21 protein-coding genes and 1 pseudogene are annotated in these 24,685 nt (G+C 72.7%); 12 read left to right on the forward strand and 10 right to left on the reverse strand.

The window, feature by feature from the left end; translation table 11 throughout:
• Nucleotides 1-58: 58 nt before the first annotated feature.
• Nucleotides 59-1,726: a fumarate hydratase gene (locus ACZ6IM_RS20065; RefSeq protein ID WP_052840944.1), complete on the reverse strand. Its 1,668-nt coding sequence runs from the start codon at nt 1,724-1,726 to the stop codon at nt 59-61.
• 249 nt (nt 1,727-1,975) lie between these two features.
• On the opposite strand from ACZ6IM_RS20065, the gene ACZ6IM_RS20070 reads away from it, so the two are divergent.
• Nucleotides 1,976-2,656: a DUF1707 SHOCT-like domain-containing protein gene (locus ACZ6IM_RS20070; RefSeq protein ID WP_052840900.1), complete on the forward strand. Its 681-nt coding sequence runs from the start codon at nt 1,976-1,978 to the stop codon at nt 2,654-2,656.
• A gap of 106 nt (nt 2,657-2,762) precedes the next feature.
• Complete coding sequence (locus ACZ6IM_RS20075; protein ID WP_052840899.1) at nt 2,763-3,140, forward strand: WhiB family transcriptional regulator; 378 nt, start codon at nt 2,763-2,765, stop codon at nt 3,138-3,140.
• Nucleotides 3,141-3,396: 256 nt separating this feature from the next.
• Here ACZ6IM_RS20075 and glpX read toward each other — a convergent pair whose 3' ends face one another.
• Complete coding sequence (gene glpX, locus ACZ6IM_RS20080; protein ID WP_052840898.1) at nt 3,397-4,428, reverse strand: class II fructose-bisphosphatase; 1,032 nt, start codon at nt 4,426-4,428, stop codon at nt 3,397-3,399.
• A gap of 135 nt (nt 4,429-4,563) precedes the next feature.
• On the opposite strand from glpX, the gene ACZ6IM_RS20085 reads away from it, so the two are divergent.
• A complete protein-coding gene (locus ACZ6IM_RS20085; RefSeq protein WP_052840897.1) occupies nt 4,564-5,088 on the forward strand; it encodes a DUF4245 domain-containing protein in 525 nt (174 codons plus the stop codon).
• A 90-nt stretch (nt 5,089-5,178) separates the two neighbouring features.
• Here the strand turns inward: ACZ6IM_RS20085 and ACZ6IM_RS20090 are convergent, their stop codons facing one another.
• Nucleotides 5,179-5,769, reverse strand: coding sequence for a malonic semialdehyde reductase (locus ACZ6IM_RS20090; RefSeq protein ID WP_052840896.1), 591 nt, complete (start codon nt 5,767-5,769; stop codon nt 5,179-5,181).
• Nucleotides 5,770-6,033: 264 nt separating this feature from the next.
• On the opposite strand from ACZ6IM_RS20090, the gene ACZ6IM_RS20095 reads away from it, so the two are divergent.
• The 4 genes from ACZ6IM_RS20095 to ACZ6IM_RS20110 all read left to right on the forward strand — a co-directional run bounded on the left by ACZ6IM_RS20095 (nt 6,034) and on the right by ACZ6IM_RS20110 (nt 10,806).
• Nucleotides 6,034-7,314, forward strand: coding sequence for a nucleotide sugar dehydrogenase (locus ACZ6IM_RS20095; RefSeq protein WP_469557857.1), 1,281 nt, complete (start codon nt 6,034-6,036; stop codon nt 7,312-7,314).
• Entirely contained in the window at nt 7,311-8,774 is a 1,464-nt protein-coding gene (locus ACZ6IM_RS20100; RefSeq protein WP_469557859.1) for a glycosyltransferase family 2 protein, read from the forward strand. The genes ACZ6IM_RS20095 and ACZ6IM_RS20100 overlap by 4 nt, the downstream gene beginning before the upstream one ends.
• A gap of 100 nt (nt 8,775-8,874) precedes the next feature.
• The gene (locus ACZ6IM_RS20105) at nt 8,875-10,455 is read left to right on the forward strand and encodes a polysaccharide deacetylase family protein (RefSeq protein WP_469557861.1); all 1,581 of its coding nucleotides are present in this window, start codon (nt 8,875-8,877) and stop codon (nt 10,453-10,455) included.
• Between the two features lie 102 nt (nt 10,456-10,557).
• Nucleotides 10,558-10,806 carry a DUF4287 domain-containing protein gene (locus ACZ6IM_RS20110; protein ID WP_052840893.1) on the forward strand — a complete coding sequence of 83 codons (249 nt, stop codon included), beginning with the start codon at nt 10,558-10,560 and terminating at the stop codon, nt 10,804-10,806.
• Here ACZ6IM_RS20110 and ACZ6IM_RS20115 read toward each other — a convergent pair.
• The 4 genes and pseudogenes from ACZ6IM_RS20115 to ACZ6IM_RS20130 all read right to left on the reverse strand — a co-directional run.
• Nucleotides 10,796-11,056, reverse strand: a pseudogene (locus tag ACZ6IM_RS20115) (zinc-binding dehydrogenase); the annotation flags it as partial. The gene ACZ6IM_RS20110 and the pseudogene ACZ6IM_RS20115 overlap by 11 nt on opposite strands.
• A 74-nt stretch (nt 11,057-11,130) precedes the next feature.
• On the reverse strand, nt 11,131-11,397 hold the full coding sequence (locus tag ACZ6IM_RS20120) for an exodeoxyribonuclease VII small subunit (protein WP_052840891.1): 267 nt from the start codon (nt 11,395-11,397) through the stop codon (nt 11,131-11,133).
• Nucleotides 11,398-11,406: 9 nt separating this feature from the next.
• On the reverse strand, nt 11,407-12,615 hold the full coding sequence (gene xseA, locus ACZ6IM_RS20125) for an exodeoxyribonuclease VII large subunit (protein WP_052840890.1): 1,209 nt from the start codon (nt 12,613-12,615) through the stop codon (nt 11,407-11,409).
• Nucleotides 12,616-12,670: 55 nt separating this feature from the next.
• Nucleotides 12,671-14,053, reverse strand: coding sequence for an APC family permease (locus tag ACZ6IM_RS20130; RefSeq protein ID WP_052840889.1), 1,383 nt, complete (start codon nt 14,051-14,053; stop codon nt 12,671-12,673).
• 127 nt (nt 14,054-14,180) lie between these two features.
• Between ACZ6IM_RS20130 and ACZ6IM_RS20135 the strand changes: the two genes are divergently transcribed.
• Both ACZ6IM_RS20135 and ppgK read left to right on the forward strand, forming a co-directional pair.
• The gene (locus ACZ6IM_RS20135) at nt 14,181-15,197 is read left to right on the forward strand and encodes a 4-hydroxy-3-methylbut-2-enyl diphosphate reductase (protein ID WP_469557866.1); all 1,017 of its coding nucleotides are present in this window, start codon (nt 14,181-14,183) and stop codon (nt 15,195-15,197) included.
• A gap of 54 nt (nt 15,198-15,251) precedes the next feature.
• On the forward strand, nt 15,252-15,992 hold the full coding sequence (gene ppgK, locus ACZ6IM_RS20140) for a polyphosphate--glucose phosphotransferase (RefSeq protein ID WP_469557869.1): 741 nt from the start codon (nt 15,252-15,254) through the stop codon (nt 15,990-15,992).
• Nucleotides 15,993-16,058: 66 nt separating this feature from the next.
• On the opposite strand, the gene ACZ6IM_RS20145 is transcribed toward ppgK, so the two are convergent.
• Nucleotides 16,059-16,664, reverse strand: coding sequence for a DUF6542 domain-containing protein (locus ACZ6IM_RS20145; protein ID WP_469557872.1), 606 nt, complete (start codon nt 16,662-16,664; stop codon nt 16,059-16,061).
• 187 nt (nt 16,665-16,851) lie between these two features.
• Here ACZ6IM_RS20145 and ychF point away from each other — a divergent pair, with 187 nt between their 5' ends.
• Nucleotides 16,852-17,940: a redox-regulated ATPase YchF gene (gene ychF / locus ACZ6IM_RS20150; protein ID WP_052840888.1), complete on the forward strand. Its 1,089-nt coding sequence runs from the start codon at nt 16,852-16,854 to the stop codon at nt 17,938-17,940.
• Between the two features lie 93 nt (nt 17,941-18,033).
• Here ychF and ACZ6IM_RS20155 read toward each other — a convergent pair whose 3' ends face one another.
• Nucleotides 18,034-18,918, reverse strand: a complete 885-nt coding sequence (locus ACZ6IM_RS20155; protein WP_469557875.1) for an SCO4651 family lipoprotein — start codon at nt 18,916-18,918, stop codon at nt 18,034-18,036.
• 238 nt (nt 18,919-19,156) lie between these two features.
• Nucleotides 19,157-22,021: an AAA family ATPase gene (locus ACZ6IM_RS20160; RefSeq protein ID WP_469557877.1), complete on the reverse strand. Its 2,865-nt coding sequence runs from the start codon at nt 22,019-22,021 to the stop codon at nt 19,157-19,159.
• 196 nt (nt 22,022-22,217) lie between these two features.
• Between ACZ6IM_RS20160 and ACZ6IM_RS20165 the strand changes: the two genes are divergently transcribed.
• Together ACZ6IM_RS20165 and ACZ6IM_RS20170 are read left to right on the forward strand one after the other, a co-directional pair.
• A complete protein-coding gene (locus ACZ6IM_RS20165) occupies nt 22,218-23,132 on the forward strand; it encodes an MBL fold metallo-hydrolase (protein WP_052840885.1) in 915 nt (304 codons plus the stop codon).
• A gap of 47 nt (nt 23,133-23,179) precedes the next feature.
• Nucleotides 23,180-24,673, forward strand: a complete 1,494-nt coding sequence (locus ACZ6IM_RS20170) for a carboxylesterase/lipase family protein (RefSeq protein WP_469557880.1) — start codon at nt 23,180-23,182, stop codon at nt 24,671-24,673.
• The last annotated feature ends 12 nt before the right edge of the window (nt 24,674-24,685 follow it).

Here is a 24,685-nt window from a genome sequence, read left to right on the forward strand (position 1 = left end):
TCACAGCGTCCGGGCCCGGACCACTGTTCCCCGTGGAGGCGAATCGTCACCGCCCTTGTCAGGCGAGTCCGGGGCCGCGTACCGGAATGGACGTGAAGGTGGGCGCGGGCGCCGGGTCCTGGAAGAAGTCGTTGCCCTTGTCGTCCACCACGATGAACGCCGGGAAGTCCTCGACCTCGATCTTCCAGACCGCCTCCATGCCGAGCTCCTCGTACTCGACGACCTCCACCTTCTTGATGCAGTCCTGCGCCAGCCGGGCCGCGGGGCCGCCGATCGAGCCCAGGTAGAAGCCGCCGTGCGTGTCGCACGCGTCGGTGACCTGCTTGCTCCGGTTGCCCTTCGCCAGCATCACCTTGGACCCGCCCGCCGCCTGGAACTGCTCCACGTAGGAGTCCATGCGCCCGGCGGTCGTCGGACCGAAGGACCCGGACGCGTAGCCCTCGGGCGTCTTCGCCGGACCCGCGTAGTACACCGGGTGGTCCTTCAGGTACTGCGGCATCTCCTCGCCCGCGTCCAGCCGCTCCTTGATCTTGGCGTGCGCGATGTCGCGGGCCACGACGAGCGGACCGGTCAGGGACAGCCGGGTCTTGACCGGGTGCTTGGACAGCTCGGCGAGGATGTCGTCCATCGGACGGTTGAGGTCGATCTTGACGACGTCACCGTCGGCGTCGAGGTGCTCGTCCGTCGTCTCCGGCAGGAAGCGCGCCGGGTCGGTCTCCAGCTGCTCCAGGAAGACGCCCTCGGCGGTGATCTTCGCGACGGCCTGCCGGTCGGCCGAGCAGGACACGGCGATGGCGACCGGGCAGGACGCCCCGTGCCGGGGCAGGCGCACCACGCGCACGTCGTGGCAGAAGTACTTGCCGCCGAACTGCGCGCCGATGCCGATCTTCTGGGTCAGCTCGAAGACCTTCTCCTCCAGCTCCTTGTCCCGGAAGCCGTGCCCGAGCTCCGAGCCCTCGGCCGGGATCTCGTCCAGGTAGTGCGCGGAGGCGTACTTCGCGGTCTTCAGCGCGTACTCGGCCGACGTGCCGCCGACGACGATCGCCAGGTGGTACGGCGGGCAGGCGGCCGTGCCCAGCGAGCGGATCTTCTCCTCCAGGAACTTCATCATGGAGGACTCGTTCAGGACGGCCTTCGTCTCCTGGTAGAGGAACGACTTGTTGGCCGAGCCGCCGCCCTTGGCCATGAAGAGGAACTTGTAGGCGCCGCCGTCGGTCGCGTACAGCTCGATCTGCGCGGGGAGGTTGGAGCCGGTGTTCTTCTCCTCCCACATGGTGAGCGGAGCCATCTGCGAGTAGCGCAGATTCAGGTTCTTGTAGGCGTCGTAGATGCCCCGGCTCAGGGCCTCCTCGTCGCCGCCCGCCGTCAGCACGTTCTGGCCGCGCTTGCCCATGACGATCGCCGTGCCGGTGTCCTGGCACATCGGGAGCACGCCCGCCGCCGCGATGTTCGCGTTCTTCAGCAGGTCGAGGGCGACGAACTTGTCGTTGCCCGACGCCTCCGGATCGTCGATGATCCGGCGCAGCTGCGCCAGGTGCGCGGGGCGCAGGTAGTGCTGGATGTCGTGGATGGCCTCCTCGGCCAGCTTGCGCAGCGCCTCCGGCTCCACCTTGAGGAAGGTCCGCCCGTCGGCCTCGAAGGTGGAGACACCCTCGGCGGTCACCAGCCGGTACGGAGTGGTGTCCTCGCCTTGGGGGAGCAGATCGGTGTACGCGAACTCAGGCATCTCGCCCATTCCTCACTCGACATCACGCGCGGCTGGATTTCGCCGGACCCCTCAGCGGACCCCTTGGCGCATCTCCCAGCAACGACGGCTGGCCTCCGTTGGCAGCGTCAACCAGCGTAAAACCTGCCGACGGCGCCGAGCTTGTGAGGTAAGGCTCAGTAAGCCGGTCCCCCGGGCCGGTCCCCCGGTCCACGGCAAGGTTGTCCACAGGGCTAGTCGCGATCTATCGCGTTTCGGTACGCTACTGCCGTGGACCTTCAGAAGCACGCCCCAGCCGCACCGCGCACCTCCGAGCTGCGCGCCTCGGACGCCGACCGCGACCGCGTCGCCGACATGCTGCGCGAAGCCCTCGCCGAGGGACGGCTCACCGCCGACGAGCACGCCGAGCGCGTCGAAGGCGTGCTGGCCGCCAAGACCGTCGGCGAGCTGGACGTCTTCGTCCGGGACCTGCCCGCCGCCCACCGCGCCCGGGACACCACCGCCCCGGCCCCCCACCGCCCCACCCCCGGCGCCGTCCCGGCGGAACCCGACGAGAACGTGGTGGCGGTGTTCAGCAGCGCCGTCCGCAAGGGACGCTGGCGGGCGAACCGCCGCATCCACGCCTACGCGGTATTCGGCAGCGTCGAGATCGACCTCAGCGAGGCGGTCTTCGAGTACCAGCAGGTCGTCATCAAGGCGTTCGCCGTCTTCGGCAGCGTCGACGTGCGCGTCCCGGAGAACGTCTCGGTGCGCGGCGCGGGCGGCAGCGTCCTCGGCAGCTTCGAGGTCCACACCCACGACTCCAGCGAGGCCGAGGCCCCCGTCATCTACCTGGACGGTTGGGCCGTGCTGGGCAGCGTCGAGGCCCGCCCCAAGCGCGGGAAGGTCGTCGCGGACATCCTCGACCGGGTGCACCGCCGGGTGGAGAAGGGTTTGCGCAAGCACCTGTAGCCCCGGCACCGGCAGCGGTGGGGCACCCAGTGCATAGGCGCGCGTACAACGGGTAAGCCTTGACGCATCGTCTCTCGCTAGCGAAGCCGTCGTCAGGAGTAGACCCGTGCTGCAACCGCCGCATTCGTCCCTGCAGGTAGCTGCCGTTCCGGCCCAGCGGGTGCCCGTGCGGGACAGGGACCAAGACGCTCCGTGGCACACCGAGGCGGTGTGCCGGCGCGACGAGGCCGGACTGTTCTTCGCCCCCTCCAAGGAACCGACCGCGGCGCGCCTCTCCCGCGAGGAGGCCGCCAAGCGCGTCTGCGCGCGCTGTCCGGTCATGGTCGAGTGCCGCGAGCACGCCCTGCTGCAGCCCGAGCCCTACGGCGTCTGGGGCGGCCTCACCGCCGCCGAACGCCGGGTGGTCCTGGCCCGGCGCCGCCGCCGCGACGTCGAACTCAAGAAGGCCGCCCGCACCACGGGCCGCATAGCCGCGGCCGGCTAGACCCACACCCGCAAAAGGGCACCCTCCCCACACGGAGGGTGCCCTTTTGGCGCCGGGTACCGCAGCCACCCCGGGTTCGCGGAGCTGTCCCCGATCCCCGACTCCGCCGCGCGGACACGCCGCAGCCGGCCCAGGGGCGCGGGGCTGTGCTCGTTCTGCGGCTCCGCCGCGCGGGCGCGACCAGCCACGACGGCGCCGCAGCCGCCACGCGGCAGACACCCCCACCCCCGTGGGCCCCCCGCGAAACCGGCGGAGTCTACTTCGCCCGGTCGAAATCCACCGCGCTGTACGCCCGCAGCTTGCTCAGCCGATGCTCGGAGTCGATCCGCCGCACCGTCCCCGACTTGGACCGCATCACGATCGAGTCGGTCGTCGCCGTCTCCGACCGGTACCGCACCCCCCGCAGCAGCTCCCCGTCGGTGATGCCGGTCGCGACGAAGAAGACGTTCTCCCCGGAGACCAGGTCGTCGGTGGTCAGCACCCGGTCCAGGTCGTGCCCCGCGTCGATCGCCCGCTGCCGCTCCTCGTCGTCCTTCGGCCACAGCTTGCCCTGGATGGTGCCGCCCAGGCACTTCACGGCGCAGGCCGAGATGATGCCCTCCGGCGTGCCGCCGACGCCGAGCAGCAGGTCGATGCCCGTGCCCTCGCGCAGCGCCAGGATGGAGCCGGCCACGTCGCCGTCGGAGATCAGCTTGATCCGGGCGCCGGTGTCCCGGACCTCCTTGATGAGGCCCTGGTGCCGCGGCCGGTCGAGGATGACCACGGTGACGTCCTCGGGCGTGCGCCGCTTGGCCTTGGCGATCCGGCGGATGTTCACGGCGACGGGCGCGTTGATGTCGACGAAGTCGGCTGCCTCGGGGCCGGTGACCAGCTTGTCCATGTAGAAGACCGCGGACGGGTCGAACATGGAACCGCGCTCGGCGGCGGCCAGCACCGCGATCGCGTTGGTCATGCCGTTGGCGGTCAGCGTGGTGCCGTCGATCGGGTCGACGGCGATGTCGACCTCGGCCCCGGTCCCGTCGCCGACCCGCTCCCCGTTGAAGAGCATCGGGGCCTCGTCCTTCTCGCCCTCGCCGATGACGACGACGCCGTTCATCGAGACGGTGTGGACGAGGGTCCGCATGGCGCGCACCGCGGCACCGTCGGCGCCGTTCTTGTCACCGCGCCCGACCCAGCGGCCGGCGGCCATCGCCGCGGCCTCGGTGACCCGCACCAGCTCCATGGCGAGGTTGCGGTCGGGGGCCTCTGAGGGGACGTCCAGCTCGGACGGGAGATGATGCTCGGTCATCGGAACGCACCTTTCTGATACGACGACGGCCGGATGAGGGTGTGGCCACGACTCTATCGTCAGTCCGACAAAATGAGCAGGGGACCCCACGTATGAGCGGATCAGGCACCTGCGACGATAGAGGACGTGGCAGGTATGAAAGGCAAGCAGAAGTCGGCCCGGGACATGATTCTCTCCCTCGGGGTCATCGTGCTGGCGGCGGGCGTGATCTGGATGTTCATTCCGCACGACGACGGCGAACCGGACGTCAAGCGGGTCGACTACCGGGTCGAGCTGCTGACCGCGCAGCGCGCCGCGTCGTACCCGGTGGCCGCGCCCGAGGGCCTGTCCGAGGACTGGAAGCCGACCTCCGTCCGCTTCCGGGGTGACGACTCCGACACCTGGCACCTGGGGTTCAGGGCCCCGGACGGCGAGTACGTGGCGATCGAGCAGTCCACGAAGAAGGCGTCCACGTTCATCCACGACGCCAGCCAGGGCGCGCGGGAGACCGAGCGCACCGAGGAGATCGGCGGCCGGACCTGGACGCGGTACACGGGCGGCCGGTACGACGCGCTGGTGCTGCACGGCGCCGACGACATGAAGGGCGCGACCACGGTCGTGGCCGGCACCGGGTCGTTCGAGCAGCTGGGCAAGATGGCGGCGGCACTGAAGCTGACGTGACCGGCCGCCGGGCCGCGCGCCCGGCTCACAGGCCACGAAGAAGCCCCCGGCGAGGTGCCGGGGGCTTCGTCGCGTGCGGTGCCGCGTGCCTCAGACCGTGGTGACGACCTGGTCGTAGGGCAGGCGCGGGGAGCGCGGGAACCAGGCGTCCGGACCCGGACGGCCGATGTTGACGACCATCAGCGGGGTGTGGTCGTCGTCCAGGAACTCCTTGCGCACGCCCTCGAAGTCGAGACCGGTCATCGGGCCGGCGGCCAGCCCCGCGGCGCGGACGCCGACGATGAAGTACGCGGCCTGGAGAGCGGCGTTCAGGGTGGCCGCGCCCTCGCGGACCGGGCGCTCGCTGAAGAAGGCGTCCTTCGCGGCGGGGAAGTGCGGGAAGAGCTGCGGCAGCTCCTCGTGGAACTCGTTGTCCGCGGACAGGATCGCGACCAGCGGGGCGGCGGCGGTCTTGGGCCGGTTGCCTTCCGCCATGTGCGCGACCAGACGCTCGCGGGCCTCGGGGGAGCGGACCAGCGTGATGCGCAGCGGCGACTGGTTGAAGGCGGTCGGGCCGTACTTGACCAGGTCGTAGATCGCCTGCACCTGCTCGTCGGTCACCGGCTCGTCGGTGAAGGTGTTCGCCGTGCGGGCCTCGCGGAACAGCAGGTCCTGGGCGGCGGGGTCAAGAACGAGAGACATGCGTGATCTTTCTCCGGGGGTGCGTCGGCTCCGCACGGCACGGGGGCCGGGAGCCGTTGACGCCGACGACACTACGACAAAGAAGTTCAAGTTTCAACAAAAGACGGAGCGTGGTGATCCGCTTCACACCTCCGCCTGAGTGAAGCAGCCCTGGCGTGTGCGGCGGCACGTGTGTCATCGGCACGGTGTTTCCGTGGGGTGCGCCTATATGACGATGTGCAATTCACGTCATACAGCTCAGAGATTGATGCATCCGGACCAACCGTGGCGGTCGTAGGACTCGGCTACGTGGGACTTCCCACCGCGCTCGCCCTCTCCGACGCGGGCGCCACCGTCATCGGCGTCGACAGCAGCCCGGACCGGCTGCGGGACATCGCACGCGGAGCCGTGGACCTGCTGCCGCTGCACCACGCGCAACTCGCCTGCGCCTCGGCCGGTGACCGCTTCCGGCTCACCCCGGACCCCACGGCGGTGCGCGAAGCCGACGCCGTGGTCATCTGTGTGCCCACCCCCGTCGACGCGCGGCGCGAGCCGGACCTCACGGCCCTGTCCTCGGCCTGCGCCTCGGCGGTGGAACACGCCGTGCCCGGCCAGCTGATCGTGCTCACCTCCACCAGTTACGTCGGCACCACCCGCGACCTGCTGGTCGAACCGCTGCGGGCCCGCGGGTTCACCGTCGACGAGGACGTGTACGTCGCCTTCGCCCCCGAGCGGATCGACCCCGGCAACGAACGCCACACCCCCGAACGCACCCCCCGCCTGGTCGGCGGCGCCGGACCGCGCAGCAGTCGCGCCGCCGCGGACCTGCTGGCCCCGACCGCCTCCGTCGTCCGGACGGTCGCCGACCCCGAGACCGCCGAGATGGCCAAGCTCTGGGAGAACACCTACCGCGCCGTCAACATCGCCCTGGCCAACGAACTCGCCGACGCCTGCCACTCCCTCGGCCTGGCGCCGGTCCCGGTGATCGAGGCCGCGGCGACCAAGCCGTACGGCTTCATGCCCTTCTACCCGGGGCCCGGCGTCGGCGGTCACTGCATCCCGTGCGACCCGCACTACCTGCTCTGGCAGCTGGACAAGGTCCGCCAGAGCGCGCCGCTGGTCGCCACCGCCCTCGCGGCCAACAGCGACCGGCCCGCGCGGATCACCGAACGCGCCCTCGACCTGCTGGCGGCCTCCGGCGTCCCCGCGCGCGACGCCCGCGTCCTGCTGGTCGGCGCCGCCTACAAGGAGGGCGTGGCCGACGTCCGGGAGAGTCCCGCCGTGGAGATCCTCGCCGGGCTCACCCGGGCCGGCGCGCACGTCGCCTACTGCGACCCCCTGGTGCCCTCCCTCCGCGTCGGCGCGGACGCGCTGCACCACGTACCCGACCCGCACACCCGCCGCTGGGACCTGGTCGTCCTGAACACCGTCCACCCCGTGCACGACCTGACCTGGCTGTGCGCCGCCGACGCCCCGCCCGTGCTGGACACCCGCCAGCGCGGCCTCGCCCGGGCGGTGGCACGAACCGGGACCGGCGTCCCTCCCGCGGCGGAGGCCACCGCATGACCGTCCTGCGCCCCGGCCACGCGCCGGCCACCCCGGTCCGCACCGCCGCCCGCCACCGGCTCGGCAGCCGCCTCGACGCGCTGGACCCCGGCGTCCGCCGCGACGTCGTGCGGCTGCTCACCCTCCTCGCCCTGCTGCCCCTCCTCCTGCTGCTGGCCCGCGGCGCCGTCCGCCTCCCGCACGCCTTCGACCCGCTCGCGCTCTACGGCCTGGCGGTCCTGGCCGGCACCGTCTGCCTCCTCCACCTCGCCTACAGCCGCTACGACGACCCGGCCGTCCGCCCGCTGCGCAGCCGCCCGCGCCACGCCGAGGCCTTCCCGGCCCTCCCCGCACAGCCCCGGGTGAGCTTCCTGCTGGCCGTGCGCAACGAACGCGCGCACATCGAGGCCTGCGTGCGCTCCATGGCCGCCGTGGACTACCCCGACGTGCAGCTCGTCGTGGTCGACGACGCCTCCGACGACGGCACCCCCGACGTCCTGCAACGCCTCGCCGAGGAACTGCCGCTCACCCTGATCCGGCTGGAGGAGAACCTCGGCAAGAAGGGCGCGCTGGTCCGCGCCTGCGCCGTCGCCGACGGGGACGTACTGCTGTTCACCGACTCCGACTGCGTCGTCGCGCCGGACGCCGTACGGCAGTGCGTCACCGCCCTCGTCCGGCACCCCGAGCTGGGCGCGGTCAGCGGACACTGCCGGGCGCTCAACACCGACGCCGGCCTGCTGGCCCGCGTACAGGACATCTGGTACGAGGGCCAGTTCCGCATCAGCAAGGCCGCCGAGGCCGCCTTCGGCTCGGTGACCTGCGTCTCCGGACCGCTCGCCGCCTTCCGCCGCGAGGCGATCTACAACTACCTGCCCGCCTGGGCCGAGGACCGCTTCCTCGGCGCCCCCTTCCGCTTCGCCACCGACCGCCAGCTCACCGGCTACGTCCTGGGCCAGGCCTGGCACGGCCGCGCGCTCAAGGAACGGCACGCCGACTCCCCCTTCGTCCGCGGGCACGACTACCCCGAGCTGCGCTGGGAGGTCGGCTACACCCGCTCCGCCCGCGTGTGGACCCGGGTGCCGTCCCGCCCCGGCTCCTTCCTGCGCCAGCAGATCCGCTGGAAGAAGAGCTTCATCAGGAACCTCTTCTTCACCGGCCGCTTCATGTGGCGCCGGGGACCGGCAGCCGCCGCGCTGTACTACGGACACGCCCTGTGGGTGATCGCGGCACCGGCCCTGGTCGTACGGCACCTGCTGTGGGCGCCGCTGCACCTGGCCGGCCTGCTGACCCTGCTGTACCTGGGCGGGGTCGTCCTCAAGGGCTGCGTCTGGGGCCTCGCCTACCGGATCGACCATCCGGGGGACCGCGCCTGGCGCTGCCGCCCCCTGATGAGTCTGCTGTCCTGCTGCGTACTGGCCTGGCTGCTGCCGTATGCCCTGCTCACGCTGCGCCGCGGCGTCTGGTCGAGGAGCGCCGCATGAGAGTCCTGCTGCGCGGCCTTGCCCGCTCGCTCGCCGTCGGCCTCACCTGCGCCGCCCTCGCCCTGGTCTACGTGTTCGTCGTCACCCGGGGACGGTGGATGTGAGAAGCGACGGTTCCCGTGCGCACCGGCCCCGTGAGCACCGGCCGGGTGGAGGCGGACAGGGGCGGCCGCTGCTGCGCGCCGTGCTCGGACTGCTCACGGCGGCCGTCGTGGCCCTGCCCTTCACCGCCGCCTGGCAGTACGACACCCTCCGGCACGCGGTGGCCGAACAGACCGCGCCGCCCGACTCCGGCGACGGCGGCGCCGGCGCGGACGCCAAGGCGGCGCCCGCCGGGAGTGCGCCGGTCGTCCTCGCCTACCACGACATCGGCCCCGACGACCGCGGCCGCTACACCGTCTCCCTGGAGCGCTTCGACGCACAGCTGCGCGCCCTGCGCGACGCCGGCTACCGCACGCTTTCCACCCGGGAGTTCACCGACTTCCTGCGCGACGGCCGCACCCCCGGCCCACGCACCGTCCACCTCACCTTCGACGACGGCGCGCACGGACTGTGGACGCACGCCGACCCGGTGCTGGCCAGGTACGGGATGAAGGCCGCCGCCTACCTGATCACCGGACGGGTGGGGACCCACCGGCCGTACTACCTCTCCTGGGCCGAGGTCGGGCAGATGGCGCGGTCGGGGCGCTGGGACTTCCAGGCCCACACCCACCTCAGCCACGAACGTGCCGCGGTGGACGCCGCCGGGCACGAGCGGTCGGTGTTCACCAACCGGCGGTGGCTGGCGGACGAGGGGCGCGTCGAGACCTCCGACGAGTACCGGCGCCGGATCGCGGCGGACCTCGACCGGTCGGTCCACGACCTCGTACGGCACGACCTGCCCCGCCCCCGGCTCTTCGCCTACCCCTTCTCGGAACGGCTGGACGCCTCCAACCTGGGCGCGCGGGACGCCGAGGCCCTGCGCTCCATGCTGCGGGAGCGTTTCACCGCCACGCTCACCAACAGCGCGGCCCGGCCACTGCCCGCCGGGCCGCGTGCGGCCGCCGCCGGACAGGTGCAGCGCCTCGAGGTCACCCGGGACACCACCCCGGCCGGTCTGCTGCGCGAACTGGCCCGATGGGCTCCGGTGGCACCGCGGGACGCCGACCGGCCGCTGTCCCGGCAGGCGGACTGGCGGACGACCGGCGACACCGGGCAGACCGGACCCGGGGTCCTCACCGGTGCCAGCCGTCCCGCGGACGGCACCGACTACGCATCGGCCGACTACCGCCCGCTCGCCACCGCCGACTGGACCGACTACCGCCTGCGCGCCCGCGTCGGCGGCCTGCACGGCACCTCCAACAGCGTCGGCATCACCGTGCGGGCGGGCAGTGAACATCCCGTGTCGCTCTCCGTCGGCCGCAACACGGCGAGCCTGAGCACGGGCGGCACGGGCGGTCCGGGCGGTCCGGAGGGTGCCGAGGCCCGGCGGACCTGCCGGCTCGACCCCGCCGCCACGCACCGGGTCACCGTCTCCGTGACCCCCCGGCAGGTGCGGGTGAGCATCGACGGCGAGCCCTGTACGGCCCTCCGCGCGGGGCGCTGGCGGGCGGCGGAGGGCGCCGGCGGCTTCTCGCTCAGCGTGCGCAACGACGGGCCGGAGCGGCAGTGGCCCCGCTTCCACTCCTTGAAGGTCGGGTGACGTGCATCACAGGCGGTCGGCGATCACTTCCGGCGCCGGCGGCGGTCCACAGAGCGCATCACCACTCGTACCTCGTACCTCTTGCACAGGGAGCGCATCGACATGACCGCCGCCGTGAAGGGCCCGGCCTCGTACTTCCCGTCCATCGAGAAGAAGTACGGCCGCCCGGTCGCGGAGTGGAAGGACCTCATCCGGTCCTCGCCGCTCACCAAGCACATGGAACTGGTCACCTGGCTCAAGACCGAGCACGGCCTGGGCCACGGGCACGCCAACGCACTCGTCGCGCACACCCTGGCCGAGGGCACGGCGCAGGAGGGGCAGGGGTCCTCCGGCGCGGCTGGAGGTCGATGACGACCTTGCCCCGCACATGCCGGCCGGCCTGGAGCTCGACCGCGCGGCGGATCCGCTCGACCGGGAAGCCCGCCGCGACGGGCACCCGGAGCGGGCCCGCCGCGACCGGGCGGGCGATCTCCGGCAGGGCACCGCGGGCCGCGTTCGCGCCCTTGGCCGCCGGGACGCCGTCGACCTGCGCGGCGACGGTGCAGATGCGGCCGTCCGGGACACCGAGTTCCCTCGCGGCGTGCACGGTCTCGGTCCCGTGGCAGACAGCCAAGGCCGGTCGCCTGCTGACCCTCCTGACGGCCGGCCTCCGACCCCCTGCCCGGCCGGCCTGAGCTAGCGGGCGCCGCCGCCCTCGGCGTCCGCGCCCTCGGCGTCCGCCTCCTCCTCGGCCAGTGCCGCGTCCAGGCGGGCCCGGGCGCCGTCCAGCCGGCGGCGGCAGACCTTCGCCAGCTCCTCGCCCCGCTCCCACAGGGCCAGGGACTCCTCCAGCGTCGTACCGCCGGCCTCCAGCCGCCGGACCACCTCGATCAGCTCGTCCCGCGCCTGCTCGTACCCGAGCGCCTCGGACATCGCCGTCGGCTGCTCCACCTCGCTGGTCATCCACCCACCCTATGCGTCGACTCGTACGGAGAAATCGCCCTCGGAGACCCGGGCGCGCAGCGTCTCGCCGGGCTCCACCTCGGCGGGGTCGCGGACCGCGTGGCCGTCGGCCCGCTGGAGCACCGCGTACCCGCGCTCGAGGGTCGCGGCGGGGGAGAGGGCCACCACGCGCGCGTGCGTGTGCGTCAGCTCGGAGTCGGCCCGGTCGAGGTGGTGCCCCAGCGTGCGACGGCTCCGGTCCAGCAGCGCCGTCACCTGCTCGGCCCGCTCCTCGATCATCCGGTGCGGGTCCTGTATCGACGGCCGGGCCAGCGCGTGCGCCAGCCCGCGCTGCTCGCGGTCGACGAACGCCGCCACACACCGCCGGGCGCGGTCCCGCAGCAGCCGTACCCGCTCGTACTCCTCGCCGACGTCCGGCACGACCTTCTTCGCGGCGTCGGTCGGCGTGGAGGCGCGCAGGTCGGCGACCAGGTCGAGGAGCGGGCTGTCCGGCTCGTGGCCGATCGCCGAGACGACCGGCGTACGACAGGCGGCCACCGCCCGGACCAGCTGCTCGTCGGAGAACGGCAGCAGGTCCTCCACGCTGCCCCCGCCGCGCGCGACGACGATCACGTCCACGTCGTCCAGCGCGTCCAGCTCCTTCACCGCCTGCACCACCTGCGGCACCGCGTGCACGCCCTGCACCGGGACGTTGCGCACCTCGAAGCGGACGGCGGGCCAGCGGTGCCGGGCGTTCTCCAGGACGTCCCGCTCGGCCGCCGAGGCCCGCCCGCACACCAGGCCGACCAGCTGCGGCAGGAACGGCAGCGGCTTCTTGCGCTCCGCCGCGAACAGCCCCTCGCGCGCGAGTGCCTTCTTCAGCTGCTCCAGACGGGCGAGCAGCTCACCGACGCCGACCGGCTTGATCTCGGCGGCCCGCAGCGACAGCTGCCCCCGCGGCGCATACCACTCCGGCTTGGCGTGCACGACCACCCGCGCACCCTCGCCGACCACGTCGGCCACGGCGTCGAACACCTGCCGGTAGCAGGTCACGCTCACCGAGATGTCGTACGACGGGTCGCGCAGCGTCAGGAACACCACGCCCGCGCCCGGCCGCCGCGACAACTGGGTGATCTGCCCCTCGACCCAGACCGCGCCGAGCCGGTCGATCCAGCCCCCGATCAGCCGGGAGACCTCGCCCACGGGCAGCGGGCTTTCGGGGGTCGAGTTGGCAGCCATGCGCCCGAGCGTAACGGCCGGGTGCGACAACGGGCCCCATCGAGCCCGCCCTCCGTCACACGCCCGCCCGGTCCGTGTCCCGCCGCCCCCTCCACTGCACCGCCAGCACCACCAGGCCCGCCGCCAGCCAGACCGCCCCGACCACCTGGGCGGCGCCCGACGCCTCCACGATCACCGCGACCGTGATCGCCGCGCCGAGCACCGGCACCAGCAGATGCCGCCACCAGCTCACCGTGCCCGCGCCGCGCCGCACCACGAACCAGCCCACCACGCTCGCGTGCAGCAGCGTGAACGCGGTCAGCGCGCCGACGTCGACCACCGAGACCAGGTGGTCGAGACCGTCGTCCCGGCGCGCCGCCCACACCGCCGCCGCCATCGTGATCACCGCCGACACCAGCAGCGCCACGCGCGGAACGCCGGCGTCCGTCCGCGACAGCACCCCGGGCAGCCGCCGGTCGCGGCCCATCGCGAACAGCAGCCGCCCGGCCGCCGCCTGCCCGGCCAGCGCCGCGAACGCCGCGCCGATCGCCTTGCTCACCGCCACCAGATCGTGCAGCCACGTGCCCACCGAGGCGTCCACGGCGTCGTAGAACGCCGATCCCTGCCGCTCCGGCTCCGCCGCCAGCTGCGCCGACGACACCGGCTCCAGGAGCGCCACCAGGTACGTCTGCGCCACGAACAGCACGCCCGCCAGCGCCAGGCAGAACAGCAGCGCCCGCGCGACCTTCGCCGAACCTCCGGTGACCTCCTCGGCGAACGTGGCGATCGCGTCGAAGCCCAGGTACGACAGCACCGCCACCGACACCGCGCCGACCACCGCCGACAGCGCGAACGCCCCCTGCGTGCCGTCCCCCGACAGCGGCGACAGCCAGTCCCGCTCGGCCCCGTCCTGCGCCAGGACCACGATCGCGGTGGCCACGAAGACGATCAGTACGACGATCTCCATGGCGAGCACCAGGAAGCCCACCCGGGCCGCCGTCCGCACCCCCCACAGGTTCAGCAGCGTCGTGACGACCACCGCGATCGCCGTCCACACCCACCGCGACACCTCGGGGACCAGCGCCTCCATCGCGATGCCGGAGAAGAGGTACGCCACCGCCGGGATGAGGACGTAGTCCAGCATCGCCATCCACCCGGCGATGAACCCGGCCCCGTTGCCGAGCCCCGCGCGCGCGTAGGCGAACACCGACCCCGCCTGGGGGACCACCCGCACCATCTGCGCGTAGCTGAATGCGGTGAACGCCATCGCGACCGTGGCGACGACGTAGACGAGCGCCACCGCGCCGTGCGACTTGGCGTCCAGCGTGCCGAACACGCCGACCGGCGCCATGGGCGCGATGAACAGCAGGCCGTAGACGACCAGGTCCCTGAACCCCAGACTGCGCCTCAGCTGGTGTTCCTCACCGGCCCCCGGGGCCGTCGTACCGGTCTGCGACATCGTGCCTCCGCCAGTGCCTCGGTTCTCGCCCGGGTTCCGCTTCGGGCCACGCCTCGGAACGTTCCCGCCAGTCTCCCCGGCAACGCCGCACCCACGCGATCTTTGACCCGCCGAACGCGGCCTTACGATGGGTGCCATGACTGCTTCGCCTGGCCGCCGTGTCCTGCTCGCCGCCCCCCGTGGCTACTGCGCGGGTGTGGACCGCGCCGTGATCGCCGTCGAGAAAGCCCTGGAGCAGTACGGGGCTCCGGTGTACGTCCGGCACGAGATCGTTCACAACAAGTACGTCGTCCAGACCCTGGAGAAGAAAGGCGCGATCTTCGTCGAGCGGACGGAGGAGGTCCCCCCGGGGAACATCGTGATGTTCTCCGCGCACGGCGTCGCCCCCGTCGTCCACGAAGAAGCCGAGCGTGGCCGCCTCGCCACCATCGACGCCACCTGCCCGCTCGTCACCAAGGTCCACAAGGAAGCCGTCCGCTTCGCGAACGACGACTACGACATCCTGCTGATCGGCCACGAGGGCCACGAGGAGGTCATCGGCACCTCCGGCGAGGCCCCCGACCACATCCAGCTCGTCGACGGACCCGAGGACGTCGCCAAGGTGGAGGTCCGGGACCCGTCGAAGGTGGTCTGGCTCTCCCAGACCACCCTCTCCGTCGACGAGACGATGGAGACCGTCGACGCGCTCAAGGACAAGTTCCCGCAGCTCATCTCCCCGCCGAGCGACGACATCTGCTACGCCACGCAGAACCGCCAGCTCGCGGTGAAGCAGATGGGCGCCGAGGCCGAGCTGGTGATCGTCGTCGGCTCCCGCAACTCCTCCAACTCCAAGCGCCTGGTCGAGGTCGCCAAGCAGGCCGGCTCCCGCGAGGCGTACCTGGTGGACTTCGCCGACGAGATCGAGGAGTCCTGGCTGGACGGCGTCACCACGGTCGGCGTCACCTCCGGCGCCTCCGTCCCCGACGTCCTGGTCGAACAGGTCCTGGAGTGGCTGTCGCAGCGCGGCTTCGAGGACGTGGAGATCGTCAAGGCCGCCGAGGAGTCGATCACCTTCTCGCTGCCCAAGGAGCTGCGCCGCGACCTGCGCGAGGAGGCGGCGTCCCTGGTGGCGGAGCGGGGCGGCTCGGGTACGGCGGGGGACTGACCGGCCGGGACCACCGCCTGGGTGACCGTCAGTCCTCCGTCGTAACGTAGGGCCATGCAGATCTTCGGCGTGGACATCGGCGGATCCGGGATCAAGGGCGCCCCTGTGGACCTCGACAGGGGCGACCTGGCCCAGGAGCGCTGCAAGGTGCTGACCCCGCACCCGGCGACCCCCGACGGCGTGGCCGACGGGGTCAAGGAGGTCGTCGAGCACTTCGGCTGGACCGGCCCGGTCGGCCTCACCTTCCCGGGCGTGGTGACGGGCGGCGCGACCGTGCGCACCGCGGCCAACGTCGACAAGAGCTGGGTCGACACCGACGCGCGTGCCCTGTTCGGCGAGCGGCTGGGCGGGCTGGACGTGACGGTCGTCAACGACGCGGACGCGGCGGGCGTCGCCGAGATGCACTTCGGAGCCGGCCGCGGCCGCAAGGGCACGGTCATCCTGCTCACCTTCGGCACCGGCATCGGCAGCGCGGTGTTCACCGACGGGGTCCTGATCCCCAACACCGAGCTGGGCCACCTGGAGCTGGACGGTCACGACGCGGAGAAGCGGGCCTCCAGCAAGGTCAAGGACGACCACGACATGTCGTGGGAGCACTGGGCCCACCGGGTCCAGAAGTACCTCGCGCACGTCGAGATGCTGTTCTCGCCGGAGCTGTTCATCATCGGCGGCGGCGTCAGCCGCAAGTCCCAGAAGTTCCTGCCCCACATCGAGGGCGTCCGGGCGGAGATCGTCCCCGCCCAGCTCCAGAACAACGCGGGGATCGTGGGCGCGGCGATGCACGCGTCGGGCTGAGCGGGGCGCCTGGGGCGGGCCCGCTGACGGGGCCCGGCTGAGCGCAGGCCGGCTGCCGGGGAGCCGTCAGGCGGCCGGGGGCCGGTTGCGGGCGGCGGCCCGTCGTCGTACCAGCCGGATCCGGCGGACGATCACGGCCGTCCCGGCGACCAGTGTCCCGCCGTACAGCCACCCGGCCTCGGTGGCCAGCGCGGTCACGAGACCCATGAGCCGTCCGCCGAGACCGTCCCCGCTCTCCGCCACGGGCACCAGGCCCACGGCGAAGGCGATCGGCACGACGATGGGGGCGGTCAGCAGGTCGCCCCGGCGCACCCAGAGCGCGGTGAGCAGGCTCACCGGCACGAACAGCACCCCGTACACGGTCAGGGACGCGCCGAACATCAGCTCGTCCAGGAAGCCGAGCAGGGTCATCACGGCCGCGCAGAACAGACCGCTGCCGAGCCCCGTCAACCGCGGATTGGGCATCCCGCGCAGGGCACGCACCACCCTGGCCACCGGCGGACCCGCCCCCGGAGCCGGGCGCGGCGGCTCTACGGGCCGTCCCGCCGGTCTCCCGGCCACCCGCCCCGCCGGCGGCCGCGCGGCAGCGGCGCCGCCCCGCCCCTGTGCGGGCAGCGGCGCCCGGCCTCGTCGCGGTCCGTACTGCGCAGGTCGCGTCCTGTATTGCTCCACTGGACCAACTTAGGTCGGTTTATGTGCCGAATAGCCCGACAGACACGCCGTCGGGCGCGCCTTGGCCAAGCGTTCGACTCCGCGCGGGCCCGGTACGGCACACCCCGTAGACTGGTGGATCGGCCGTGCCTGGCCCTGTTCCCCTCCCATCCAGCCCCTCCGCATCTCACGTACGGGAAGTCGCAACGTGTCGCTCACGATCGGAATCGTCGGTCTGCCGAATGTCGGCAAGTCGACCCTGTTCAACGCCCTGACCAAGAACGACGTGCTCGCGGCCAACTACCCGTTCGCCACCATCGAGCCCAACGTCGGCGTGGTCGGTGTCCCCGACCCCCGCCTGGCGAAGCTGGCCGAGATCTTCTCCTCCGAGAAGATCCTTCCGGCGACGGTCGACTTCGTCGACATCGCGGGCATCGTGCGCGGCGCGAGCGAGGGCGAGGGCCTGGGCAACAAGTTCCTGGCCAACATCCGCGAGTCCGACGCGATCTGCCAGGTCATCCGCGCCTTCAAGGACGAGAACGTCGTGCACGTCGACGGCAAGGTCTCGCCGAAGGACGACATCGAGACGATCAACACCGAGCTGATCCTCGCCGACCTCCAGACCATCGAGAAGGTCCTCCCGCGCCTCCAGAAGGAGTCGCGCATCAAGAAGGACATCGCTCCCAAGGTCAAGGCCGTCGAGGAGGCCAAGGAGATCCTGGAGAAGGGCGACACCCTCTTCTCCCAGGGCATCCTCCAGGGCACCGAGCGCGCGGAACTCCTCCACGACCTCCACCTCCTCACGACGAAGCCCTTCCTCTACGTCTTCAACGTCGACGAGGACGAGCTGACCGACGAGGCCTTCAAGAACGAGCAGCGCGCCCTGGTCGCCCCCGCCGAGGCGATCTTCCTCAACGCCAAGCTGGAGGCGGACCTCGCCGAGCTGGACGAGGACGAGGCCCTCGAACTCCTCCAGTCCGTCGGCCAGGACGAGCCCGGCCTCGCCACCCTCGCCCACGTCGGCTTCCGCACCCTCGGCCTGCAGACCTACCTGACGGCCGGCCCCAAGGAATCCCGCGCCTGGACCATCAAGAAGGGCGCCACCGCCCCCGAGGCCGCCGGTGTCATCCACACCGACTTCCAGAAGGGCTTCATCAAGGCCGAGGTCATCTCCTTCGACGACCTCGTCACGACGGGCTCGGTCGCCGAGGCCCGCGCCAAGGGCAAGGCCCGCATGGAGGGCAAGGACTACGTGATGCAGGACGGGGACGTGGTGGAGTTCAGGTTCAACGTCTGACCGGTGACACGGCACCCTTCGCGCTGGACGCGGTGAGGCCCCCCGCGCCGCCATGCGGTGCGGGGGCCTGGCGGGAGGGCGACCCGGTGGCGGTCAGTTCTGCTTGGTTGCGCCCTGGAGCGCCTGATCGGTCATGTCGGCCACCTGTCCGGCCGGCGGTGCCGCGGCGTCGACCTCGGTGCCGAAGTCCGAGAACCGCGTCACCGTGCTCATCCTGAGCTGCTTCGGGGAGGCGCTGTCGTCCGGCTTCGCGGACGCGGAAGCGGGAGCCTCGACGGTCATGTCGATCTGCTGCTGCCGGAGCCGGCCCTCGTCGTCGAGCCAGACCTGCATGGGCAGCGTCGGGCCGAGCTGCTTGCTCATCCCGGCGCCGCCCGGCAGTTTCGAGACGTCCACGGTGACCTTGTAGTGCGTGGTGTCGACTCCGTCGAGCTTCTCGGTGCCGACCTTCTCGACGTCCTTGTCGGTGATCGCCTTGGCGTAGGCGGCGGTCTGCGCGGGGTCGCCGATCTGCTGGTTGCTCATCCCCTGCTGGGCGGCCACCTTCTTCAGGTCGATCTTGATCCAGGGCTTGCCGCCGGGGGCCTTCTGGCCGGGGGCCTTCTGGTAGAGGACCTGGTCGACCACGCGCTGCTCGATGCTCTCGTCCTGCGCGGTGACGGTCATGACGCTGTCCCCCTCCGCCAGGTCCAGGACCCCCTTGCCGTCGGACGTGATCGTCCGGCCCTCCGCCGCGAGCTTCATCCGGATGGTCATCCGCGCCGACTCGGCTTCGGCCGTCTTGTCGTAGGCCGCTCGGACCTCCGCCGTGCCCTGCTCGCGGGCGCCCGCGCTCCCGCCCGCACTCGGCGACTCGTCGCCCCCCTTCGCATCGGACTCGTCGCCCCCACCGCATCCCGACAGGACGACGCTTCCCATGATCGCGGCAACCACGATCGCACCGGTCCTCGTCCCGTTGACCCGCATCTGCATCCCCATCTCCCCAGCCCCTCTTCGACACGTACCAGCCGGCGTCATCTCACGCCCGCACGCCGTACCGAATGCCCCGAAAGGTCCCCAACTCACCTACAAAGGCCGGTATTTGGGGTGAGGTGCCGGGTCACGTGGTGGTTCTTCCCGGAGCGGCGTGTGACCACGGGCCGCCGGACGGGGCTCCAGAACCTCCGACGAATCTGTCGGCTGCCCTGGATGCGGAGGGCCATGCGCCGAGCCACGCCTACCCCGAGGCCGTTCGCCCCACCCGCTGGGAGGAAGAGGGGGGTCGCGATTCAATCGTGAGCTGTACGGTTCCGGTGCCCTGCCCGGTGCCGTCGGTCACGTCGCGCAGCTGGGAGCGGGCGGTGATGCCCAGCTTGGGGAAGACGCGGTAGAGGTGGGAGCCGACCGTGCGAGGGGAGAGGAACAGCCTCTCCCCGATCTCACGGTTGGTCAGACCGCGGGCCGCCAGCCGGACGATCTGTTGCTGTTGCGGGGTGAGTTCGGCGATCGCGCCGGGGGCAACGCCGGCCGGCTCGATGCCGGCGGCCCGCAGTTCTGCCTCCGCCCGTTCGATCCACGGGCGGGCGCCGAGCCTCCGGAAGGTGTCGAGTGCCCCCGTCAGCAGCGGGCGGGCCTCCGCGATACGGCGTCGGCGGCGCAGCCATTCGCCGTAGTCCAGCCGGGTCTGGGCCCGCTCGAAGGGCCACTGCTCGCCCGCTTCGTCCGCCAGCGCCGCCCGGAAGTGCCGTTCGGCGTGCTCCGGTCCGGCGAGCAGGGCGCGGCCCCGCTCGACCAGCGGAAAGACGCGTGCCGACCGGGCGGTGCCCAGGTGCCGCGCCGACCGTTCCAGCAGTTCCGCGGCGGGTTCGCGCTCGCCTCGGCGGACGGCCGCCGCGGCGAGTTCGGCCAGGACGGTGTGGGAGACGTGGTAGTGGACCGGGTCGCCGTCCTGAGTGAAGGCCGAGCGGAACCGCGCGTACGCGGTGTCGTAGTCGCCCTCGGCCACCGCCGCCAGCCCCAGGGCGCGGCGGGCGAAGACCGCGACGGAGCGGCTTTCCAGGGGGTCGACGAGGGCCAGCGCCCGCTCGGCGTTCCGGCGTGCCCCGGCCGGCTCGCCGAGCAGCGCCAGCACGGTCGCGTCGAGGGCTCGTGCGCAAGCCTCGGCGTGGTCCAGTCCGGCCTGCGAGGCGACCTCCGCGATCTCGGCGGCCACCGAGCGGGCCTCGGCCCAGCGGCCCTGCTCCAGATAGGCCCAGCCGGCGGCGCAGGCCAGACCGGCGGGCACCGGGCCGTGGGCCTGCCAACGGCCGAACGCCTCGTCGAAGGTCCTGGCGGCGAGGAGGGGCCGGTCGAGGAGCCAGGCCACGACGGCGAGCGCGGTCAGGGATCCGGCGTCGTCCCCGGCCCCGGCGATGAGCCGGGGCAGCGCCGGGGCCAGGGAGGCTCCCGCGCCGGTGGGATCGGAGACGGCCCGCACCCAGGCGCGCGGCGTGCCGCCCCCCGGGGAGTCCGGCACCTCGGAGAGCAGGTCCTCGATGCGCTTCCGCTGGGACTCCTCGCCCGAGTAGTAGCGGACCACCGCAGCCGCGGCGAGCGCGTCCAGCAGGCGGGGCGAACCGGCGCCAGCCGCCTCCTCGGCGATGCGCGACAGCAGTCCGAAGGCGGCCGTGTGGTGCGGGCCCATGGTCATGAGCTGCCCCGTCGCCAGCGCGGCCCGGCCGGTCAGCGCCGGGTCGTCACTGCGCTTGCGTACCTCGTCGGCCAGGTGTTCCACCCAGCCGAGCTGACCGGTGAAGACGGCCGCGTCCGCGGCGTCGGCCAGCAGTCGTGCCTGGTCCGCGCGGTGCGGGCTGAGTTCCGCGGCGCGCTCCAAGGCGACGGCAGCGGCCGCGTGGCCGCCCCGGCGCCGGGCCCGGCCGGCTGTCTCCTGGAGGGCCGCCGACACCTGCTCGTCGGGCCGCTCGGTGGCGGCGGCGAGATGCCAGGCGCGGCGGTCGGGCTCCTCGCCCAGCAACTGGGCGAGGGCGAGATGGGCACGCCTTCGCTCCTCGAACGGCGCGGCGTGGTAGACGGCCGACCGGACGAGCGGGTGGCGGAACGCGATCCCGGTGGTGTCCCGCCGTACGAGACCGGCCCGTTCGGCGGGCAGCCACGTCGTGTCGTCGGCCTCGGGCAGGCCCCGCGCGGCCACCGGCGCGTCCGCCGCGCCGGCGGCGGCGAGCGCCAGCAGGGCCCGGCGGGTGGCTTCCGGCAGGTCCCGCAGGTGCCGGGCGAAGATCCCTTCCAGCCGGTCGGTGACGGGCAGCGGGCCCTCCGCCGCGCCGCCCTCCGGCTGGCCGCCCGCGGCGGCGGCACGGGTGAGTTCGACCAGGGCGAGCGGATTGCCCGCCGCCTCCCGCAGGATCCGGACCCGGGTGCGGCCGGTGGGGCGCTTCGGCTGCTCGTCCAGCAGCCGGTTCGCCGCGTCACCGCTCAAGGGCCCGATCTCCAGGCGCTCGTACCCCTTGTCGAACCCGGGCAGCGCGGCCGCGGCACGCACGCCCAGCAGCAGTGTCACGGGCTCGCGGTCCATGCGCCGGGCCAGGAAGGAGAGAACGTCCAGCGACGCGCGGTCGATCCACTGGGCGTCGTCGGCCACCACGAGCAGCGGTGCCGGTTCCGCCAGGTCCGACACCAGGGTCAGCACCGCCAGGCCGACGAGCAGGGCGTCGGGGGTCTCGGCGGGCCCGGCGTGCTCGCTGTGTTCGGCCAGTCCCAGAGCGGCCCTGAGCGCGGAACGCTGCCGGGCGGGCAGCCCGTCCAGGTCGCCGAGCACCGGGCGGAGCAACTGGTGCAGACCGGCGAAAGCCAGGTGCGCCTCGGACTCGCTGCCCATCGCCCGCAGCACCCGGTGGCCGGCGCCGCGCGTCCGCCGCACCGCGAGGTCCAGCAGGACGCTCTTGCCGACCCCGGGTTCGCCCTCGACGACCAGCACCGCGCTGCGGGACCGGCCGGGGGCGACGCGCTTCATGAGGTGCGCGGTCTCCGTCTCCCGGCCCACCACGCTCGGACCGGGGTCTGCGGGCGTGCCTCGGCCCGCTCCGGCGCGTTCACCATTCTTCACGCAAGCTCCAGGAACTGGGACAGCCGTCACGGCAACGTGGCGGTGCCGCGGCCGTATTCCCGCCGGCCCGCAGCCGCACACCACGGTCGGGCCGGACGCGGGTGCAGTCACCTGACGCATACCGCGGCCCGTCACCCGCGACGCACCCTTGCGGAACAGGGGCGATCCCGCCCGACCTTCTGCACTGGAGCACCCCATGGACACCATCGCCCTGGGCGATGTCACCGTGACCCGCGTCCGGGAGTACTACGGTCCCGTCGACCTGACGCCCGAGGCGTTCGTCCCGGAGAGCCCGGCCCAGGCATGGGACACGCACCGTTCCTGGCTGGTGCCGGACTTCCTGGACGCCGAGACCCGGATCGTCAACACCGCGATCCAGACCTGGGTCCTGCGCAGCGAGGGCAGGACCATCCTGGTCGACACCGGCGTCGGCAACCACAAGGACCGGCCGTACGCGCCGGTGTGGAGCCGTCTGGACACCGACTTCCTGGGCAATCTCGCCCGCGCCGGGGTCCGCCCCGAGGACGTCGACATCGTGATCAACACCCACCTGCACGTCGACCACGTCGGCTGGAACACCTACCTCGACGGCCGGACCTGGGTGCCGACATTCCCCAACGCCACCTACCTCATGGCCAAGGCGGACTTCGACTACTGGAACCCCGCCAACGAGATCAGGACCCTGCTCGGCCGCGGCAACCAGAACGTCTTCGAGGACAGCGTCGCCCCCGTGCACGCGGCCGGCCTCACCCGGCTGTGGGAGGGCAGCCACCGGATCGACGCCAACCTGCGCCTCGACCTCGCCCCCGGCCACACGCCCGGCTCGTCCGTGCTGCGGCTGGAGTCCGGCTCCGACCGGGCCCTGTTCGTCGGCGACCTGCTGCACAGCCCGATCCAGATCCACGAACCCGACGCCAACAGCTGCTTCTGCGAGGACCCCGCCGCAGCCCGCGCCACCCGCCGCAGGCTCCTGGGCTCGGCGGCCGACGGCAACGCCCTCGTCTTCCCCGCGCACCTCGGCGGCCACGGCGCCGCCGAGGTCGTCCGCGAGGGGGGCAAGTTCGCCGTCAAGGGCTGGGCGCCCTTCGCCAAGTACACCCAGCACGGCTGAGGCCGCGGAAGGAAAGGCGAGAAGGACATACGAGAAGGACACGCGACATGAACCAGCAGTACCCCGACCCCGTCGTGACCACCGCGCAGGGCACCGTTCGCGGCCTGCGCCGGGGCGGCACCCGCACCTTCCTGAACATCCCGTACGCCGCCCCGCCCCGCGGCGCGGGCCGGTTCGCCCCGCCGCGGCCGCACGAGCCGTGGGAGGGCGTACGGGACGCGACCCTGCCGGGACCCACCGCCCCGCAGTCCGCACGCAGGCTCGGCGACATCGACATGACGCCCTACTTCGGCCCCGGCTGGAGCCGCGGCGAGGACTACCTCACCGTCAACGTCTTCGCACCCGCCGCCGCGGGTGGCGAACTGCCGGTCATGGTGTTCGTCCACGGCGGCGGCTTCGTCGCCGGATCGACGCGGGCCGCCCTGTACGACGGCACCGCGTTCGCCCGTGACGGCGTCGTCCTCGTCACCCTCAACTACCGGCTAGGGATCGCCGGGTTCCTCGACGTCCCCGGGGCACCCGCCAACCGCGGCCTGCTCGACGTCGTCGCCGCGCTGCGCTGGGTGCGGGAGAACATCTCCGGCTTCGGCGGTGACCCGCACAACGTCACCCTCTTCGGCCAGTCGGCCGGGGCGACCGTCGTCGGCGGTGTCCTCGCCACGCCGGAGGCCGCCGGGCTGTTCCGCCGCGCGATCGTGCAGAGCGGCAGCGGCCTGGGCGCGTTCACGCCCGAGCAGGCCGCCCGCGTCACCAGGGCCGCGGCCGAGGCCCTGGGCGTCGAGCCCCACGTCGACGCGTTCGCCGGCATCCCCGACGAGCGGCTCGTCGAGGCGGCCGGCCGGCTCGCGGGCATCGACCTGCGGACCGGGACCCACCGCGACCCGCTGATCGGCCTCAGCCCCTTCAGCCTGGTCCTGGACAGCCAGCCCGCCGCGTCCGTCGCCGCCGGCCGATCCGCCGACGTCGACCTGCTCGTCGGCACCAACACCGAGGAGGGCAACCTCTACCTGGTCCCGGTGGGCAGATACGCCACCTCGACCGCCGCCGACGTCGACGACGCCGCACGCTCGCACCCCGATCCCGCGCGGCTGGTCGAGACCTACCGCGCGTCCCGCCCGGGGGCGTCCTTCGCGGAACTGCGCTCCGCCATCATGGGCGACGCCCTGTTCGGCGCGGGCAGCCGTGCCCTGGCCGACGCCCACGCCGCCCATCCGCGGTCCGCCACCCACGCCTACCAGTTCGCCTGGCGCTCCCACGCCCTGGACGGAGAACTCGGCGCCACGCACGCGGTCGAACTGCCCTTCGTCTTCGACCTCGCGGACCTGCCCGAACTCCACGGCCCGGGCGCCCTGCTCGGCCCCGACCGGGCCCCCGCGGACCTCGCCACCCGCGTCCACGGGACCTGGGTCCGCTTCGCCCGGACCGGCGATCCGGGCTGGGACCCGTACGACACCGACCGCCGGGCCACCATGCGCATCGACGCCGAGTGGACGCAGGTCGACGACCCCCGCGGCCAGGAACGACGGGCCTGGGAGAGCTGACGCCGCCGGTCC

The organism is Streptomyces sp. NPDC042336 (genome assembly GCF_055581985.1).

Bases quoted from the DNA above. Each gene is read 5' to 3' on its own strand.
- ACZ6IM_RS20065 (WP_052840944.1), bottom strand. From the start codon at position 1,726: ATGCCTGAGTTCGCGTACACCGATCTGCTCCCCCAAGGCGAGGACACC.
- glpX (WP_052840898.1), bottom strand. From the start codon at position 4,428: ATGACCGAGCATCATCTCCCGTCCGAGCTGGACGTCCCCTCAGAGGCC.
- ACZ6IM_RS20085 (WP_052840897.1), top strand. From the start codon at position 4,564: ATGAAAGGCAAGCAGAAGTCGGCCCGGGACATGATTCTCTCCCTCGGG.
- ACZ6IM_RS20090 (WP_052840896.1), bottom strand. From the start codon at position 5,769: ATGTCTCTCGTTCTTGACCCCGCCGCCCAGGACCTGCTGTTCCGCGAG.
- ACZ6IM_RS20100 (WP_469557859.1), top strand. From the start codon at position 7,311: ATGACCGTCCTGCGCCCCGGCCACGCGCCGGCCACCCCGGTCCGCACC.
- ACZ6IM_RS20110 (WP_052840893.1), top strand. From the start codon at position 10,558: ATGACCGCCGCCGTGAAGGGCCCGGCCTCGTACTTCCCGTCCATCGAG.
- ACZ6IM_RS20120 (WP_052840891.1), bottom strand. From the start codon at position 11,397: ATGACCAGCGAGGTGGAGCAGCCGACGGCGATGTCCGAGGCGCTCGGG.
- xseA (WP_052840890.1), bottom strand. From the start codon at position 12,615: ATGGCTGCCAACTCGACCCCCGAAAGCCCGCTGCCCGTGGGCGAGGTC.
- ACZ6IM_RS20130 (WP_052840889.1), bottom strand. From the start codon at position 14,053: ATGTCGCAGACCGGTACGACGGCCCCGGGGGCCGGTGAGGAACACCAG.
- ACZ6IM_RS20135 (WP_469557866.1), top strand. From the start codon at position 14,181: ATGGGTGCCATGACTGCTTCGCCTGGCCGCCGTGTCCTGCTCGCCGCC.
- ppgK (WP_469557869.1), top strand. From the start codon at position 15,252: ATGCAGATCTTCGGCGTGGACATCGGCGGATCCGGGATCAAGGGCGCC.
- ACZ6IM_RS20155 (WP_469557875.1), bottom strand. From the start codon at position 18,918: ATGGGGATGCAGATGCGGGTCAACGGGACGAGGACCGGTGCGATCGTG.
- ACZ6IM_RS20165 (WP_052840885.1), top strand. From the start codon at position 22,218: ATGGACACCATCGCCCTGGGCGATGTCACCGTGACCCGCGTCCGGGAG.
- ACZ6IM_RS20170 (WP_469557880.1), top strand. From the start codon at position 23,180: ATGAACCAGCAGTACCCCGACCCCGTCGTGACCACCGCGCAGGGCACC.